Here is a 15,918-nt window from a genome sequence, read left to right as displayed (position 1 = left end):
GCTCGTGGTGGACGTCGGGATCAGGCGAGGTCGAACCGGTCGAGCTCCATGACCTTGGTCCAGGCCGCCACGAAGTCGGCGACGAACTTGTCACCCGCGTCCCGACCGGCGTACACCTCGGAGAGGGCCCGCAGCTGGGAGTTGGAGCCGAAGACGAGGTCCACCGCGGAGGCGGTCCACTTCACCTCGTCGGTGGCCAGGTCCCGGATCTCGAACACGTGCTCCTCGGACTCCGACGCCTTCCACCGGGTGCCCGGGGAGAGCAGGTTGACGAAGAAGTCGTTGGTGAGCGCCCCGGGACGGTCGGTGAGGACGCCGTGCCGCGTACCGCCGACGTTGTTGCCGAGGGCACGCAGGCCGCCGACGAGGACGGTCATCTCCGGCGCGGTCAGGTCGAGCATGTACGCCCGGTCCAGGAGCAGGACCTCCGGCTGGGTCTTCTCACCGGGGCGCAGGTAGTTGCGGAACCCGTCGGCCCGGGGTTCGAGGACCCGGAACGACTCGACGTCGGTCTGCTCCTGGGCGGCGTCGGTGCGCCCGGGCCGGAACGGCACGGTCACCTCGACCCCGGCGTCGCGGGCGGCCTTCTCCACCGCCGCCGACCCGGCCAGGACGATGAGGTCGGCCAGGGAGATCTTCGCCCCGCCGGCCTCGTTGAACTCCCGCCGGACACCCTCGAGGGTCTCCAGGACCGCCGCGAGCTGCTCGGGCTGGTTGACCTCCCAGCTGCGCTGCGGCTCCAGGCGGATCCGCGCGCCGTCGGCGCCGCCGCGCTTGTCGGTGGAGCGGAAGCTGGCCGCCGAGGCCCAGGCGGTGGAGACCAGCTGGGCGGTGGTCAGACCGGACTCCAGGACCTTCGCCTTGAGGGCGGCGACGTCGCCGTCACCGACGAGTTCGTGGTCGACGGCGGGCACCGGGTCCTGCCACAGCTGGGGTTCCGGCACCCACGGCCCGAGGAACCGGCTGACCGGGCCCATGTCACGGTGCAGGAGCTTGTACCAGGCCTTGGCGAAGGCCAGCGCGAACTCGTCGGGGTTCTCCAGGAACCGGCGGGAGATCTTCTCGTACTCCGGGTCGACGCGCAGCGACAGGTCGGTGGTGAGCATCGTCGGCTTGTGCTTCTTCGACGGGTCGTGGGCGTCCGGGATGATCGCCTCGGCGTCCTTGGCGACCCACTGCTTCGCGCCACCGGGGCTCGTGGTGAGCTCCCACTCGTAGCCGAAGAGGATCTCGAAGAACCTGTTGCTCCACTCGGTGGGGCGGTCGGTCCAGGTCACCTCCAGACCGCTGGTGATGGTGTCCCCGCCCTTTCCGGTGCCGTGGGTGCTGAGCCAGCCCAGACCCTGCGACTCCAGCGGGGCGCCCTCCGGCTCGGGGCCCACGTGGTCGTCGGCGACGCCGGCACCGTGGGTCTTGCCGAAGGTGTGACCACCGGCGATGAGGGCCACGGTCTCCTCGTCGTTCATCGCCATCCGGGCGAAGGTCTCCCGGATGAAGTGCGCCGCCGCGAGCGGGTCGGCGTTGCCGCGCGGACCCTCCGGGTTGACGTAGATCAGCCCCATCTCGGTCGCTCCGACGCCGGGTGACACCTCCTTGTCGGAGACGTACCGCTCGTCACCGAGCCAGGCGTCCTCCGGACCCCAGAAGATCTCCTCGGGCTCCCAGACGTCCTCCCGGCCGAAACCGAATCCGAAGGTCTTGAACCCCATCGACTCCAGGGCGACGTTACCGGCGAGGACCAGCAGGTCGGCCCAGGAGATCTGCTGGCCGTACTTCTGCTTGACCGGCCAGAGCAGCCGGCGGGCCTTGTCCAGGTTGGCGTTGTCCGGCCAGCTGTTGAGCGGGGCGAAGCGCTGACCGCCGTCACCGGCGCCACCGCGACCGTCCTCGATGCGGTACGTCCCGGCGGCGTGCCAGCTCATCCGGATCATCAGGCCGCCGTAGTGGCCGAAGTCGGCCGGCCACCAGTCCTGCGAGGTGGTGAGGACCTTGACGATGTCCTGCTTGAGGGCCTCGACGTCGAGCTTGGCGAACTCCTTGGCGTAGCTGAAGTCCGGCCCGAGCGGGTTGCCCTTCGAGGAGTGGGCGTGCAGCACGGAGAGGTCGATCTGGTTCGGCCACCAGTCCCGGTTGGTACGCGGACGACCGCTGGTCCTCGGGGTCGGTGAGTCGATCGCCGGGTTCTCACTCTCACTGCCGTGCGAGGTCACGGAGTCGTGCGCGACCGGGCAGCCGGCTGCCGCCTTGGCGTCCACGCCCTGGGCGCTGGAGGGGGCGTTGTCCTGGGTGCTCATCTACTTCCTTCCGGGCTGACGGGATCACTGGGAGGTGCGTGGGGTCGTCGCACAGTCGGGGCAGGTGCCCCAGTAGACGACCTCCGCCTCGTCGACGACGAACCCGTGGTCGTCGGAGGCGGTGAGACAGGGAGCGCTGCCGAGGGCGCAGTCGACGTCGGCGATCGTGCCGCAGGAGCGGCACACGATGTGGTGGTGGTTGTCCCCCACCCGGGACTCGTACCGGGCGGTCGCCCCGGCCGGCTGGATGCGCCGCACCAGGCCGGCGTCGGTCAGGGCGCGCAGTACGTCGTAGACCGCCTGCTGGGAGACGGTGGGCTGGTCGGCCCGGACCAGCGCGATCACCGTGTCGGTGTCCACGTGCGGGTGGTCACGCAGCGCCGCGAGCACCGCCAACCGAGGCCGGGTCACGCGCAACGAGACCGACCGCAACTGGGTCTCGAAGTCGGACGTCATCCTCCGAACATAGTCCACTCTTCTGGAATCAATCTAGTTTTGCGGTCGAGCCCGTCGTGTCGTCCCCCACCGGACCCGCCCCGCGAACCGGGACGAAACCCCCGACCGGCCGACTACCGGGTCAGGCGCGGGCGGTCGGCCGGACGTCGCCCCCGACCCCGCCCAACCGGGCGAACGGACCCCCCGCTGCCAGCAGCGCCGCCGGCGCCCCCCACTCCACCAACCGTCCGCCGTCGAGGACCAGGACCAGGTCGGCGTCGACGACGGTGGAGAACCGGTGCGCCACCACCACCCGGGTCATCGGAAGGGCCCGCAGACCGGCCTCGACCCTCGCCTCGGTCACCGGGTCCAACGCGCTCGTCGCCTCGTCCAGGATGAGCAGCGCCGGATCGGCCAGCAGCGCCCGGGCCAGGGCGACCCGCTGACGCTGCCCACCCGACAACCCCGCCCCGCCGTCCCCGAGCCGGGTCTGCAACCCCATCGGCATCGACGCCACGTCCTCGGCCAGCGCGGCCAGGTGCAGCGCCCGCGCGATCGAGGCGTCGTCCGCGTCGGGGCAGGACAGGGTCAGCGCCTCCCGGAGGGTGCCCGCCCCCACGTAGGTCTCCTGCAACACCACGCCGATCTGCCGCCGCAGCGAGGACAGGTCCACCCCGGCCAGGTCCACCCCGTCGACGTGGATCCGCCCCTCCGTCGGCGCGTACAACCCGGTCAACAACCCGACGAGGGTGCTCTTGCCGCTGCCCGAACCGCCGACCACCGCCACCTTCGTACCGGGCGGCAACACCGCTGTCACCCCCCGCAACGCCCAGGGGGAACGGCGGTCGTAGCGGAAGCCCACCCCGGTCAGGGTGACCAGTCCGCTCAGCGCGGCCACCGGCCGCCCCGGCAGGGCCTGCTCGACAGGGGCCTGCGCGATGTCCGACAACCGGTCCACCGTCGGTGCCAGCAACGTGAACGACGGCAGCCGCTGGGCCAGCGCCACCGCCGGGGTGACAGCGGCGACGGCGAGGGCGGCGAGACCTGCCGCCCGGCCCGGCGAATCGGCCTGCCCGGCCGCCACCAGCAACATCAACACCGGGCTGGCGACCGACCAGGCGGCGAGGAGGGCGTCCGAGACCGCCGAGAGGCGGGAGAGCCGGTACGACGCGGACATGCCCCGGTCGAACGACTCCCGCCACCGGTGCAGCACCCGCACCTGCGCCCCGGCCACCCGGATCGCCGCCATGCCCTGCAGCGCGTCGGCCAGCCGGGCCGACTCCTCACCCGAGGCCAGCAACTCCTCCCGCTGGAGGGCACCGGAGCGGCTGCCGATCCACACCGCCGTCACGACCTGCGCCAGGATGACACCGGCTGCGGTCAGCCCCAGCACCGGGACCAGCACGGCGACCACTGTCAGGTAGCCCAGCACCAGGACCGTGTCGAGGGCCGTGGCCACCAGCGACGACGCCAACAGGTCCCGTACCGCCCCCGCCGCCCGGACCCGGTCGATCAGGTCCCCCGCCGACCGCCTGTCGAAGTACCGGTAGACCACGGCGAAGAGCCGGGTCACCGCGTCGACGGCCAACCGGGTGCCGATCCGGCGTTGCAGGGCCGTCACGGCCAGCGCCCGCGCCAACGACAACGCCCCGGTCACCACCGCCAGCCCGACGACGGCGGCCGGCCAGACCGCCGGTGGGGGCGCGACGCCGTCGATGATGGCGGCCGTCGCCCACGGCACGGCCAGCCCCGCCACGGTGATCAGCACGGACGCGGCCGCCAGCACCGTGAGCAGCCGGGCGTTGCCGCGCAGCACCGGTACGAGCAGGTCCCGCACCGGCGCGGGGGCCGGGCCGGTCGGCGGCGGCGCACCGGCGGGCTCGGCCAACAGCACCACCCCGGTCGACCCGGCCGAGAACTGGGCGGCGGAGAGCCGCCGTCGGCCGACCGCCGGGTCGACGACGTCGATGCCACGTCGGCCGACCCGTTCGACCACCACGTAGTGGTCGCCGTTCCAGTGCGCCACCAACGGCATCGCCAGCTCCCGCAGCCGGGTCGCGTCGTGGCGCAGCGCGGGCAGCGCGATCGCCCGGCAGCGCAGCCCGAACTCCTGCGCGGCGTCGCGCAGGTCCCGCAGGCTCAACCCGTCGCGGCCGACGTCGAGGTGGGCGCGCAGGTGGGCGGCGGGAACGGGACGGCCCGACGCGGCCAGCAGCATGGCCAGTGCGCTGGGACCGCAGTCGGTGGCGGCCACCTGGAGCACCACCGGAACCCGCCGCCGACCGATCACCGCAGGGCTGCCGTCCGGTCCCGGGGCAGCCAGAACCACTCCACGTCCGTCTCCGCCCGCCGCCGGGCCAACCAGGCGTCGAAGACGGCCCGTTCGACGAGGGGCCCGGTGACCTCGTCCAGTTCGGCCGGTTCCCGCGCCACCACCAACGCCGTCACCGGCTTCCCGTCGACCACTGTCGCCACCGGCCCGGTGGCGTCCCGGACCTCGGGTGCCGCCGCTGCGGCGACGGTCCGGACCACCCCCGCCGTCCGACCCGCGCGGACGGCGTCGGCCACCGCCGCGAGTGCCGCCGTACCGTCGGCGGGCATCTCCGCGTCGGCGATCCAGGCGACGACGAGGGTGTCGAACGTGGCCCGGTGTCGGGTGAACCACTCCGGCACCCGGTCGCCGACCACCCTGTCGCGCAGCCGCCGCACCGCCACGGTGTGGGCGACCAGGTCGGTGAAGTCCTCGGCGGACAGGCCCCGCTCCACGAGCCACCGGGCCGTCGAGGCCGGGTCGAGCAGTCCCTTCGCCCGACGGTAGGCGTCCGCCGCCGCCTGGAGTTCCTCCTCGCCGACCTCGACCGGGTGCAGCTCCAACTCGGCGGCGATCAGGCCGGTGTCGACCAGCCGGACCAGCACGTCGTGGTCGTACCAGAGGAAGTCCAGGGCGGTCAGGGCCTCCCCCACCCGCATCGTCCGGGGGCCGACCCGGGCGAGGTGGTGGTCGGAGTGCCGGATCGCCCCCCGTAGGGGCCACGGCAGCGACGGCGCCGGGCTGTACGCGACGGAGACGGTCCCGCCGGGTTCCCGCAGCAGCAGGTCGAACGAGACCGACCCGTCGCTGCTCTCCTCGTCCCTGACGATCGCCGGGTCGGCCTGCGGCCACCGTCGGCGCAGGGGCGCCAACCGCTCCCGGGCGTCCGGGAGGGTGGCCCGCGCCGCCGTCAGCTCCCGGACCAGGGCGAGGGCCTCGTCGAGCAGGGTCGGGTCGACGGTGTTCACGGGGCGGCTCCGGGGATGGCGGCGGCCTCGGTGAGCAGGTCGACGACGGCGGCGGTGATGGGCAGCCCGGTCTCCTCCTCCACCCACAGGTACTGGCCGCTGGGGTTGATCTCGATGTAGACGTACCTGTCGTCGGGGGTGACGATCATGTCCAGTGCGCCGTAGCGCAGGCCGAGCAGTCGGGTCAGCGCCACGCACCGCGCCGCGACCTCCTCGGGCAGGTCGTACGTGCTCCACGGCGTGTTCCGCTCGTCCTGGCGACGCCAGTCGTGGCGGGCGTGGTTGGAGCGCTGCGAGTCGACCGCGGCGGTGAACACCCGGTCCCCGACGACTGTGACCCGCAGCTCGACCCGCTTGGGCACCCGGGCCTGCGCGATGAACGGGCAGTGCCGTACCCCGTCGACGTGGACGAGGTCCCGGTGGCTGACCGGCTCGGTGTAGCGCATCAGCTCGTCGCCGACGGCCGACAGACCCACCTGTTTGGTGATCAGCGTCCCGCCGGTCCGGCCGAACAGGTCGAGCACCGCGTCGGGGTCGTTGCCCACCACCGTCGCCGGCACGTCGAAGCCGAGGCGCACGGCGAGCTGCAGCTGGCGGACCTTCTGCTGCGCCCGCAGGACCACCGGTCGGGGGGCCGGCAGGGCCGGCACGTCAAGGGTCTCCCAGACGTCGCCGACGAACTGACGGGACTCCTCGACCACGAAGGTGGCGTACGGGTCGTCGAGGTGCGCCGGGGCGACCGGGGTGCCGGGGCGGCGGAACCAGACGGCGGTGACCGCGTCGAGGTCGACGACGCGGGGGCGACAGTCGTCCGGATCCGCGTGCCGGACGAGGGTGCGGGTCACCCGCCCGTCGGCCACGGCGACGGCCAGGCAGGCCCGGGACGGCACGTCGGCCGGGTCGAAACGGACCCAGGTGGCACCGCGTCGACCCAACTCGGCCTCGGCCGCGTCGGCGTGCACGTCGTCGGGGGAGGTCAGGATGAGGATCATGTGGGCTCCGGACGGGGTCACCGTCGACGGCCGGGCCACGCCGGGTGCCCGGGCCGTCGACGGCAGTGATCAGAAGTCGGTGTCGGTGTCCGGGCGTCCCCCGCCGGGGATGTCGTCGATGGTCTTCGACGAGCCCGCACCGTTGCGGGGGAGACCGCCGAGCATCCCGGCGAGCTGGTCGTCGGCCAGCTCCACCCCGTCGGCGGGGATGACGTCGATCTTCACGGTCTTGCGCTTCATGGCTCTGCCTCTCCAAGGGACGCCGGCCGACCGGCCGGGTGCACAGCAGTGTGAACCGCCGCCGACCCCCCTGACACCGGGGTTTTCCCCAGGGTTGGACCCCGGTTCTACGCTCGCGGCGTGTCTACCGAGATCGCGGCCGAACGGCTGCTGTCGGCGGCCGACGGGGCCGACCCGGAGCAGGCCGCACGCCTGCTGTTCCAGGCGTTCGTCGCACTGTCGCGTACGGCCGACAGCCACCACCTGCTCACGTTGGTCTCCCGCGCGCAGCGGGTACACGACCGCAGCGGTACGGCGGCCACGGAGCTCATCTACCGCACCCTCGCCGGGACGGCGGCCACCCGCGCCCGGCGACCCGACGGCCCGGACCACCTCGACCGGGCGGTACGGATCTTCGACGAGAACGACTTCGGTGCCGATCCGGTGCTGGTGGAGTGCGCCCTGACGGCGGTGATGACGTTGATGCGCCCCGAACAGGCCCGCCGCTTCGCCCCACTCGTCGACACCCTCGACCTCGACCCGGTGGACCGGGCCCGACTGCTGGCGCTGATCGGGGTCGGCGACGCGTGGGCCGGGAACCTGGTCCGGGGGCAGGCCGAACTGCGGGAGGCGGCACGGCTCGCCGCGCTCTGCGACAGCCTCGACGTGCAGGCCGAGGCGACCTCCTGGCTGGCCAAGTGCGACGCGCTGCGCGGTGACCTGGAGTCGGCGGCGGCCAACCTCGACCAGGCCCGGGAGTCGGCCGCCCGGGTCGGGTCGGCCTGGGTGGCCCACCACCTTCCCGAGTGCACGGCGATGCTGGCGTTCGCCAGGGGTGACCTGGACGCGTGGGCCGGGCTGCTCGAACTGGTGGTCGCCACGGACACCGGGGTCACCGCAGGCCTTCAGCACGAGCACCGCTGGGAGTTGGCCACCCACCACGCCCAGGCCGGTCGGCCGGAGGTGGCCGCCGGGCTCCTCGCTGGCGTCGACGACCCGCCTCGCGGGTGGCCGGGCGGGGCGGCGCTGCCGGCGTGGCGGGCGTGGATCCTCGACCTGGACTCCCCGGTGACCAGCGCGACGCTCGCGGCGTCACTCGACGAGTTGACCCGTCCCGTCGAGCAGTTGCTGGCGGCCCGCCTGGCCTGGCTGCTCGGTGCCCACCACGGGCGGGCAGGCCGCCGTGGTGAGTCGGCCCGGTTGCTGGAGCGGGCGTGCGCGGGATACGCCCGGACCGGTGCCGCCGGTCTCCTCGCCCTGGTCCTCGACGACCTCCGACGGCTCGGTGGTTCCCGGACCGCCGCGGCGGCTGCCGTCGTACCGGCACCCGCCGGGCGGGAGTCGACGCTGGACCTGGTCGCGTCGTGGGCGCGTTCGACAGGTGAACCGGCGCTGACCGGGGCCGAGACGCGGGTGGCGGCCGCGATCGCCGACGGGCTGAGCAACCGGGAGGCGGCCGGACAACTCTTCGTCTCGGTCAAGACGATCGAGTTCCACCTGGGCAACATCTTCCGCAAGCTCGGCGTCCGCAACCGGACCGAACTCGCGGCCCGCCGCGCCCGTACCGGCTGAGACCGCGTCGTCGCACGCGCCGGTGTCGTCGGCCCCGGCGCGTGCGGGCGTTCACCGCACCGCCACCTCGCGCGCGGGCCGGTCGGCGATCGCCGCGACGAGGAGCCCGGTGACCAGGAAGACACCGCCGAGGACCAGCCAGCCGACAGTTCCCCTGCCCACCACCGCCACCGTGAGCAGCCCCGGGCCGAGGACGGCGATGCCGCTGGCCCCCAGGTTGTAGAGGCCCAGGTAGTAGTTGCGCCGACCGACCGGGGCCAACTGGAACGACACACCCCACCCGCCGGCGGACTGCCACAACTCCCCGAAGGTCAGCGCCACCGCGGCGAGCAGGACCACGGCCGTGGCCACGGCGGGCGGTGACCCGGCCGAGGCGGCGGCCAGGACGCAGAAGACGGCCAGGGCGACACCGGCGCGCCGCTGGAGCCGTCCGGCGTGCCCGAGGTCGTCCCCGCCCCGGCTGAACCGGACCTGCAGGGTCACCGCGAGGACCGTGTTGACGAACAGGACGACCCCGACGACCGGCTCGGGTGCCGACGTCCGGGTGATGATCCACAGCGGGAGCGCCACCGACAGGATCACCATGTGCAGGAACAGGACGCCGTTGAGCAGGGCGAGCCCCAGGAACCGCAGGTCCCGCCAGGGTAGGGCGGCCAGCGCCGACACCGGGTCGGCGGTGGCGGCGACCCGGGGCAGGCCGTGGCGTACCCGCAGCAGGAGCAGTGCGGTGAGCACGAACGCCGTCGCGTTGGCGAGGACGAACCCGGTGTACGCCGCCGGACCGGCCAGGGTGATCGACAGGGTGGCGGCGAGCGCCGCCAGTGAGTACGCGGCGTTGCGGATCACCGCCACCGCCGCCATCGTGCCGACGGGTGTCCCGGCTCCGGCGATCGACCCGGCGATGGACTGCAGGATCGGGGTGACGGCGTTCTCGACCATGCCGAGGAAGCACGCCACCAGCAGGAACTGGGTGAAGTCGGTCAGGAACGGGTAGACGAAGAACCCGAGCCCGCGCCACAGCTGCAACGCGATCAGGGTCTGGGGTGCACCGATACGGTCGGCGACCCGCCCGATCGGGACGACGCAGAGCAGCCCGCACAGGGCGGCGATCGACAGCCCGGTGCCCACCTGCGCCGTGGTCAGACCGATCACCTGCGTGTAGAACAGCGCCGACCCGGCGAGGAAGAGCCCCCGACCGGCGGCGTCGATGAAGACCGCCACCAGGAACGTCCGGGCGGCCGGACCGTCGGGCAGCCTGCGGAGCAGGGGCAGGTCACGCCCGGCCAAGCGGGTCCGCTCCTCGACCACGACCGCCCCGCCGGTCACCGGCGGGTGCGGCCGGTGACCCGGCGTCGTCCCCGGACGGCTGCGGAGTCCCCGCAGCCGTCCGGGGCCTCTGCACTGCGGTGCCGTCCCGTCCGGTCATCGCGACCCGGCGGCGACGCGGGCGATCATGATGGTGACTATCGACATGACCGCGTGCCCGGTCATGCCGCCGACGTCGTGCGCAGGCGCGAACTCCATGACGTCGTACGCCAGGACGTGGTCGGGGATCTGCTCCAGCAGGGTCGACAGCATCGCGGTGTCGAGGCCGCCCGCCACCGGCGTGCCGGTGCCCGGCACCACCGAGGCGTCCAGGACGTCGATGTCGACCGAGACGTAGAACCCGTCGGTCCGCTCGGCGAGGTCGGTCGCCAGCCGACGGAACCGCTCCAGCGCCCCCGGGCGGTCGTCACACACCTCGGCGGCCCGCAGCTCCGTCACGCCGAGTTCGGCCAGGTACTCGGGCTCGCCCTCGTCGTAGGCCCTGGTGCCGACCAGCAGCACGTCCTCGGGGCGGACCGCACCGTCGTCGAGCAGCCGACGCAGCGGCGACCCGTGCGACAGGTGCGACCCCTGGTAGTGGTCCAGGACGTCGGGGTGCGCGTCGAACCAGATCAGACCCAGGCGTCTGCCCTGCGCCGCCGCCCCCACCATCGGGTACGTCGACGAGTGGTCTCCGCCGATGGTGACCACCGGGACGTCGACGGTGTCGAACACCTCCCGGTAGACGTCACGGACGTGGGCGATCGTCGCGGTCAGGTCGAACCGCTGGGTCGCCACGTTCCCGGCGTCGCGCAGCCGCAGGTGCGAGAAGTCGACGCCGTGCCGGCTGATGCGTTTGCCACGTCGGGACAGCTCCCGGACCCGGTCCGGACCCAGCGACGCACCCCCGGCCCCGCCCGCTCCACCCTCGAACGGCACGCCGAGGACCACCAGGTCCGGTGCCTCGTCGGCGGCGGCCGCCAGCCCGGACCAGAGACCGGCCGCAGCCGGGACGCTCCTGCACATGCCGCCTCCTCAGGGCAGTGCGGCGGGCGTGAAGTCGATCGGATCGCCCTGCCTGATGCGGTCGGACAGCTCCCGCATCGGCAGCACCACCGCGCAGTAGGAGGCGAGCCACTCCAGGGCGCGGTCGCGGTCGGCGTCCCGGGTGGAGACCACCCCGTCGGAGGGGACGATGACGTTGTAGCCACGGAAGTGCGCGTCGGCGGCCGTGGTCTGGATGCAGACCTGGGCCTGCATCCCGGTGATGATCACCGTGTCCAGGTCCCGGGAGGACAGGAACGAGTCCAGTTCGGTCTGGAAGAACCCGCTGTCCTTCTTCTTCTCCATCACCACGTCGGAGGGCTCCACGAACTCGGGGAGCATCTCGGCACCGGGGGTGCCCCGCAGCACCGGGATCCGACCCTCGTGCAGTTCGATCTTCTTGTCGCCCTCGTCGTAGACGAGTTGCAGGTGCACGATCGGAACGCCGAGCGTCCGCATCTCGGTCAGGAACCTGACGAACGCCGGGGTCATCCGCTCCACGTTCGCCTTGCGCTGACTGTTCTTGTCGACCAGGTCGCGTTGCAGGTCGTTGGTCAGGACCGCGTAGCCGGGCATGTCTTTCCTCTCAGATCCAGCGGTGTACGGCTGTTGCCGCCTCGTCGAAGCCGACCCGGACGTCCAGCCGCTCGTCGGGCGGGATGTAGGAGTTCGCGAACAGGTCGTACACGCCACCGGCGCCGACGGTCAGCACGTCGCGCAGCGGCGTGGACAGCACGGTTCGCAGGTACGTGGTGTCCACCCCGCCGTTGCCGAGTACGTCGGTGGCGTACAGGGTGCGCACCCCGTCCTCGGCCCGGTCGAAGAACAGCGGGGTGCCGGCGATGAGGCCACCGGTGTCGACGTCGGCCACCAGGGCGGCCTCCTCGTCGAGCCCGTGCCGGTTCAGCAGCCGGACCCAGCCGTCGGCGAACCGACGGAAGTAGACGAGCGACCCCGGGCCGACCAGGGGCCTGACACCGGCATAGAGGAGCATGCTGACCTGCAGGGACACTGCGGGGATCAGGTCGTCGCAGCGGAGGTGGTCCATCAGGGCCTGCCGTCGCAGTGGCACGCTCCACTCGGCGAAGCGCGGGTCGTGGGGCACCAACCGGTCGCCGTCGACGTACATCCGCAGCAGCTGGCGGTGGTCGGGGTGACGACGCCAGAAGAAGTGCGTACCGGTGCCCGTCGCCTCGTCCCAGGCCACGACGACTCCCCGGAAGGTGTCGAGGACGTCGGCCCGCAGCACCGGGTCCAGCAGGGTCGCGACGATGTGGTCGTCCCCGGCGAGCAGCTCTATCAGCAGGTTGCGGGTGACCTCCTCGGCGTTGAGGTACAGCAGTTCCGGGACGGGCTGCCGGAAGAGCATCGGCCAGGTGGCGCGCAGGGCCATGGCGATCTGGTCGCGGTGGCGGTCCCGGTCCCCCGGCCCCAGCTTGTTGAGGACTTCCTCGTAGTGCACGAGGAAGTCCCGGTCCGCCGGGGTGAACTCGGCGGACCGGCCGCCCCGGCGCAGCCGTGACACGAAGTCGAAGGTACGGCTGGGGGCGTGGTAGATGACGTCCCGGTACTCGCTGTGGGAGAAGTACGTGACCCGCCGCCCCCGGAACCGGAACCCGTTGCGCAGGTAGTAGTTGCTGGGGGGCACGTTGCTGCAGGAGAGGGTGACGATCGGGCGGGTGACGTCCCCGTTCAGCAGCCGGGCGGCGTTGGCGATCACGTTGGTGCCCAGCAGCAGCGGATGGTTGAGCAGCTGGTGGTGGTCGACGATGTTCACGGCGGTCAGGTCGGCCGCCTCGACGACCGGCGCGTCGGTGCCGAACGTCGCTGCGGCGACCCGGCGGGCGGCCCGGGCCAGCTGTTCCTGGCGGTGGACGTGCACCTGGTGGCGGGGCCGGTGGCGCAGGCCGTCGGAGTACTCACCGAGGGGGGTCGGATCGGCGTAGTACGGCGCGATGATCGGCACGTACCGCTTGATCTGCTCCACGGCCAGTTCGAGGTCTGCCGGAAGGCGCCTGTCCAACGTCGCTCCTCGCCCTGCGTCGGCGGGTCCTCCGCCTGGACTGTCCTGTGCTGCCCGCCGGTCCTTCGCCCCTGGTGACCGGCCCGGTGCCGCCGCCGGCCCGGTCGCCCCGGCGGCGTGCGGTCAGCGCTGCGGTACGGGCTTGAGGGCGCGGTCGAGCAGGGCGTCCCACCAGGTCTGCATCGCGTCGATCGCCGCGTACGCGCCCTGTTCGAGGTCGTGCTGGTCGATCTGCTCGCCCTCGCCGGGGGCCCGGGCGGCCGCGGTGACGTCGACGAACTCCGCGAGGCCGTCCTTGTGCCCCTGCTCGACACCCTCGTCGAGGTGGATGTCGTGGAACTTCTTGATCAGGCTGCCCTGGTAGGTGTGGCCCCGACGCTCGCACACCTCACGGCACAGCTCGAAGAACGTCTCGTGCTCGAAGATCGCGGCGGTCTCGGTGGCGTAGAGGGTGCCGAGCGCCCGCGACGGGTTCGGTGCGGACAGCTCACGCACCGTGGTCAGGAACGCGGTGGTGGGCGCGAACTCCTCGCGCTCGTCGACGTCGGTGCCGATGTTGCGCATGCCCTGCCGGTACATCGGGGCGTGGCCGTCCTCCTCGTCGATGTTGCGCTGGAGTTCGACGGTGACGCCCTTGTCCGCGAGCTTCGCGGTGCAGTCCCGGGCGAGCGACAGCAGCTCCACGTTGGCGTACGAGAACTGGTAGTGCTCCTTGATCAACCACTCGAGGGATTCGATGTCCAGCTCGGGGAGCTGGTCCATGATGCGCTTCTTCGTGGTGACGGTGAACTTGTCGTTGCGGGCGTCGATTCGCTGCGACAGCCGGGGAGCAGTGCTCATTTTCCGACCCTTCCTCGGATGGTGTGTGCCGCACTCGGGCGCGTACGGGGAAAATGGTTCTCAATGCACGCGTGAAGCCAGGATCCGATATCGGGAGCGACTGAATCCTAGGCAGGGACCAGCGCGCTGAGCAATGGTCGACGAACCGCGCGAGTGTGAGAAATTTCATAGATCAAGATCGATGCAATGCCGAGAGAACGGCCGTAGTTTCTGCACGTGAAACAGGTTCTTATCGCTGCTCTCCACCACCAGAGAGGATGCAGCACAGTGCAAAACACCCACAGCGCAGACATCGAGCCGGCCGCAATTTCGGGACTCCTCGACGCATCACTGACGGTGACCCGCGACCGGCACGGCCAAGCCTCGATACTCATCAAGGTCGGCTCCCCCGGATCGACGCCGGGCGAATGCGACTCGATAGAACTCGTCCTCAATTCGGCATCCGCCGACGAGATCGCCGAACTCCTCCGCGACGACCGGCCCGCCCGACACTCAACCGCCGTCCAGTGTTCGATCGGAGTGCTTCGCCGTCGCTGACGTCACCATTCCCGACCTCGGACGGCGGGCGGGAACGGTGAGGCCGGCCACCGCAGCCCCGCGCCGCCCACCGAACGCCCGGAGCGCGACGCAGACCCCGACGGCCAGGACCGCCCCGGCCGCCGTCGCCGCACGGTAGCCACCCACACCGGCGAGACTCAACAGGGCCAGCCCGACGGCCAGGCCGAACTGCTGGGTGGTGACCAGCAGACCCCCGGAGAGCCCGTGCTCGCCACCACCGAGAGCCCCGCTGGCCTGGATGCTGGCGACGACGCCGACCAGGACGAGCCCGTAGCCGACCAGGCACGTCCCCACGACCAGCCACCCGAGAGCACCGTCGCCGACCGGGGTGACGGCGAGGGTGGACATCCCGACGGCGATCGCCGTCATGCCCAGGTAGGAGGTGCGGGCGACACCGAAACGCGCGGTCAACGCCCCGGCCGTCTGCGCCCCGGCCGCCGCCGCTGCCGCATCCGGCAACAGCAGGAGCCCCGAGGCCGCCGGCGACCACCCCAACGCCGACTGGGTGAAGGAGGTGACGAAGTAGACCATTCCGCCGCCGGCAGCCGCAGCCCCGGCACCGACCAGGTTCGCGACGAGGATCGGCCGACGGCTGAGGAAACCCGCCGGGACGAGGGTGAACGTCCCACGGCGGCGGCGCACCCGTACGGTCGCCACGACCGCTGCGGCCACACCGAACCACAGCAGCACCGCGACGGGTCGGGTACCGACCTCCGCCAGACCGGTGCAGGCCACGATGAACGCCGCCGCGCCGACCCCGATCTGCACGGCACCGACCCAGTCCGGGGGCTCGGTCACCGCCGGGGGTATCCGCGGGACCACCCGCCCGACCAGAACCACCGCGGCCACCGCGAGGGCCGTACAGGCGACGAAGACCGCCCGCCACCCGGCAGCCGCGCTCAACACCCCACCGAGGACGGCGCCCATCGCGAACCCCAGGGACGCACCCGCCCCCCACCAACTCAACGCCCGGACCCTGGTGCGCCCCTCGAACAGGGTCGTGACGGCCGCCAACGCGGCGGGCATCGCCGCCGCCGCCGACAGCCCCTGACCGACCCGGCACACCACCAGCACCCCGAACGTCGGCGCGAGCGCCGCCGCGACCGAGGTGACGGCGAAGCCCCACAAGCCGATCGACAGGACCCGGCGCAGCCCGACGGAGTCCGCCAACCGTCCACCGGCGAGCAGACCCGCCCCGAGCGCCACCGCGTACCCCGACAGGACCCACTGGAGATCGGCGGTTGCGACGTCGAGCTCGGCCGCGAGCCCCGGGAGCGTGACGTTGACGATCGAGTACTCCAGGGCGACCAGGAACGGCACGAAGCACAGGGTCGCGATCCGGGCTCGGGAACGCGCA

Annotated in this window: 14 protein-coding genes; 2 read left to right on the top strand and 12 right to left on the bottom strand. The window is 72.3% G+C overall.

Features of this window, described 5'->3' with window-relative positions; genetic code table 11:
• Nucleotides 1–20 precede the first annotated feature (20 nt).
• From katG to WHN02_RS15855, 6 genes are all read right to left on the bottom strand, one after another.
• Nucleotides 21–2,294, bottom strand: a complete 2,274-nt coding sequence (gene katG, locus WHN02_RS15880; protein WP_434739521.1) for a catalase/peroxidase HPI — start codon at nucleotides 2,292–2,294, stop codon at nucleotides 21–23.
• 24 nt (nucleotides 2,295–2,318) lie between these two features.
• A complete protein-coding gene (locus WHN02_RS15875) occupies nucleotides 2,319–2,750 on the bottom strand; it encodes a Fur family transcriptional regulator (RefSeq protein WP_434739520.1) in 432 nt (143 codons plus the stop codon).
• A 121-nt stretch (nucleotides 2,751–2,871) separates the two neighbouring features.
• Entirely contained in the window at nucleotides 2,872–5,058 is a 2,187-nt protein-coding gene (locus WHN02_RS15870; protein WP_434739519.1) for a peptidase domain-containing ABC transporter, read from the bottom strand.
• On the bottom strand, nucleotides 5,016–6,008 hold the full coding sequence (locus WHN02_RS15865; protein WP_434739518.1) for a TIGR04500 family putative peptide maturation system protein: 993 nt from the start codon (nucleotides 6,006–6,008) through the stop codon (nucleotides 5,016–5,018). The genes WHN02_RS15870 and WHN02_RS15865 overlap by 43 nt, the downstream gene beginning before the upstream one ends.
• A complete protein-coding gene (locus WHN02_RS15860) occupies nucleotides 6,005–7,000 on the bottom strand; it encodes an ATP-grasp domain-containing protein (protein WP_434739517.1) in 996 nt (331 codons plus the stop codon). The genes WHN02_RS15865 and WHN02_RS15860 overlap by 4 nt, the downstream gene beginning before the upstream one ends.
• Before the next feature lie 69 nt (nucleotides 7,001–7,069).
• The gene (locus WHN02_RS15855; protein WP_350898392.1) at nucleotides 7,070–7,240 is read right to left on the bottom strand and encodes a putative ATP-grasp target RiPP; all 171 of its coding nucleotides are present in this window, start codon (nucleotides 7,238–7,240) and stop codon (nucleotides 7,070–7,072) included.
• A gap of 120 nt (nucleotides 7,241–7,360) precedes the next feature.
• On the opposite strand from WHN02_RS15855, the gene WHN02_RS15850 reads away from it, so the two are divergent.
• Nucleotides 7,361–8,791 carry a LuxR C-terminal-related transcriptional regulator gene (locus WHN02_RS15850; RefSeq protein ID WP_434739516.1) on the top strand — a complete coding sequence of 477 codons (1,431 nt, stop codon included), beginning with the start codon at nucleotides 7,361–7,363 and terminating at the stop codon, nucleotides 8,789–8,791.
• Nucleotides 8,792–8,842: 51 nt separating this feature from the next.
• On the opposite strand, the gene WHN02_RS15845 is transcribed toward WHN02_RS15850, so the two are convergent.
• The 5 genes from WHN02_RS15845 to WHN02_RS15825 form a co-directional block, all read right to left on the bottom strand.
• Entirely contained in the window at nucleotides 8,843–10,078 is a 1,236-nt protein-coding gene (locus WHN02_RS15845) for an MFS transporter (RefSeq protein WP_434739515.1), read from the bottom strand.
• Between the two features lie 135 nt (nucleotides 10,079–10,213).
• Nucleotides 10,214–11,122, bottom strand: coding sequence for an arginase family protein (locus WHN02_RS15840; protein ID WP_434739514.1), 909 nt, complete (start codon nucleotides 11,120–11,122; stop codon nucleotides 10,214–10,216).
• A gap of 9 nt (nucleotides 11,123–11,131) precedes the next feature.
• The gene (locus WHN02_RS15835) at nucleotides 11,132–11,716 is read right to left on the bottom strand and encodes an isochorismatase family cysteine hydrolase (protein ID WP_434739513.1); all 585 of its coding nucleotides are present in this window, start codon (nucleotides 11,714–11,716) and stop codon (nucleotides 11,132–11,134) included.
• Nucleotides 11,717–11,726: 10 nt separating this feature from the next.
• Nucleotides 11,727–13,163, bottom strand: a complete 1,437-nt coding sequence (locus WHN02_RS15830; RefSeq protein ID WP_434739512.1) for a hypothetical protein — start codon at nucleotides 13,161–13,163, stop codon at nucleotides 11,727–11,729.
• Between the two features lie 123 nt (nucleotides 13,164–13,286).
• Nucleotides 13,287–14,003, bottom strand: coding sequence for a DUF3865 domain-containing protein (locus WHN02_RS15825; RefSeq protein WP_350898398.1), 717 nt, complete (start codon nucleotides 14,001–14,003; stop codon nucleotides 13,287–13,289).
• 267 nt (nucleotides 14,004–14,270) lie between these two features.
• On the opposite strand from WHN02_RS15825, the gene WHN02_RS15820 reads away from it, so the two are divergent.
• Nucleotides 14,271–14,540 carry a hypothetical protein gene (locus WHN02_RS15820; protein ID WP_434739511.1) on the top strand — a complete coding sequence of 90 codons (270 nt, stop codon included), beginning with the start codon at nucleotides 14,271–14,273 and terminating at the stop codon, nucleotides 14,538–14,540.
• On the opposite strand, the gene WHN02_RS15815 is transcribed toward WHN02_RS15820, so the two are convergent.
• On the bottom strand, nucleotides 14,496–15,881 hold the full coding sequence (locus tag WHN02_RS15815; RefSeq protein ID WP_434739510.1) for an MFS transporter: 1,386 nt from the start codon (nucleotides 15,879–15,881) through the stop codon (nucleotides 14,496–14,498). The two genes, WHN02_RS15820 and WHN02_RS15815, sit on opposite strands and share 45 nt — an antisense overlap.
• Between the last annotated feature and the right edge of the window lie 37 nt (nucleotides 15,882–15,918).

The organism is Micromonospora sp. SH-82 (assembly GCF_051132485.1).
GTDB lineage: Bacteria > Actinomycetota > Actinomycetes > Mycobacteriales > Micromonosporaceae > Micromonospora.
Note: the sequence above shows the minus strand (reverse complement) of the source record. Positions and strands in the feature narration are given on the sequence as shown.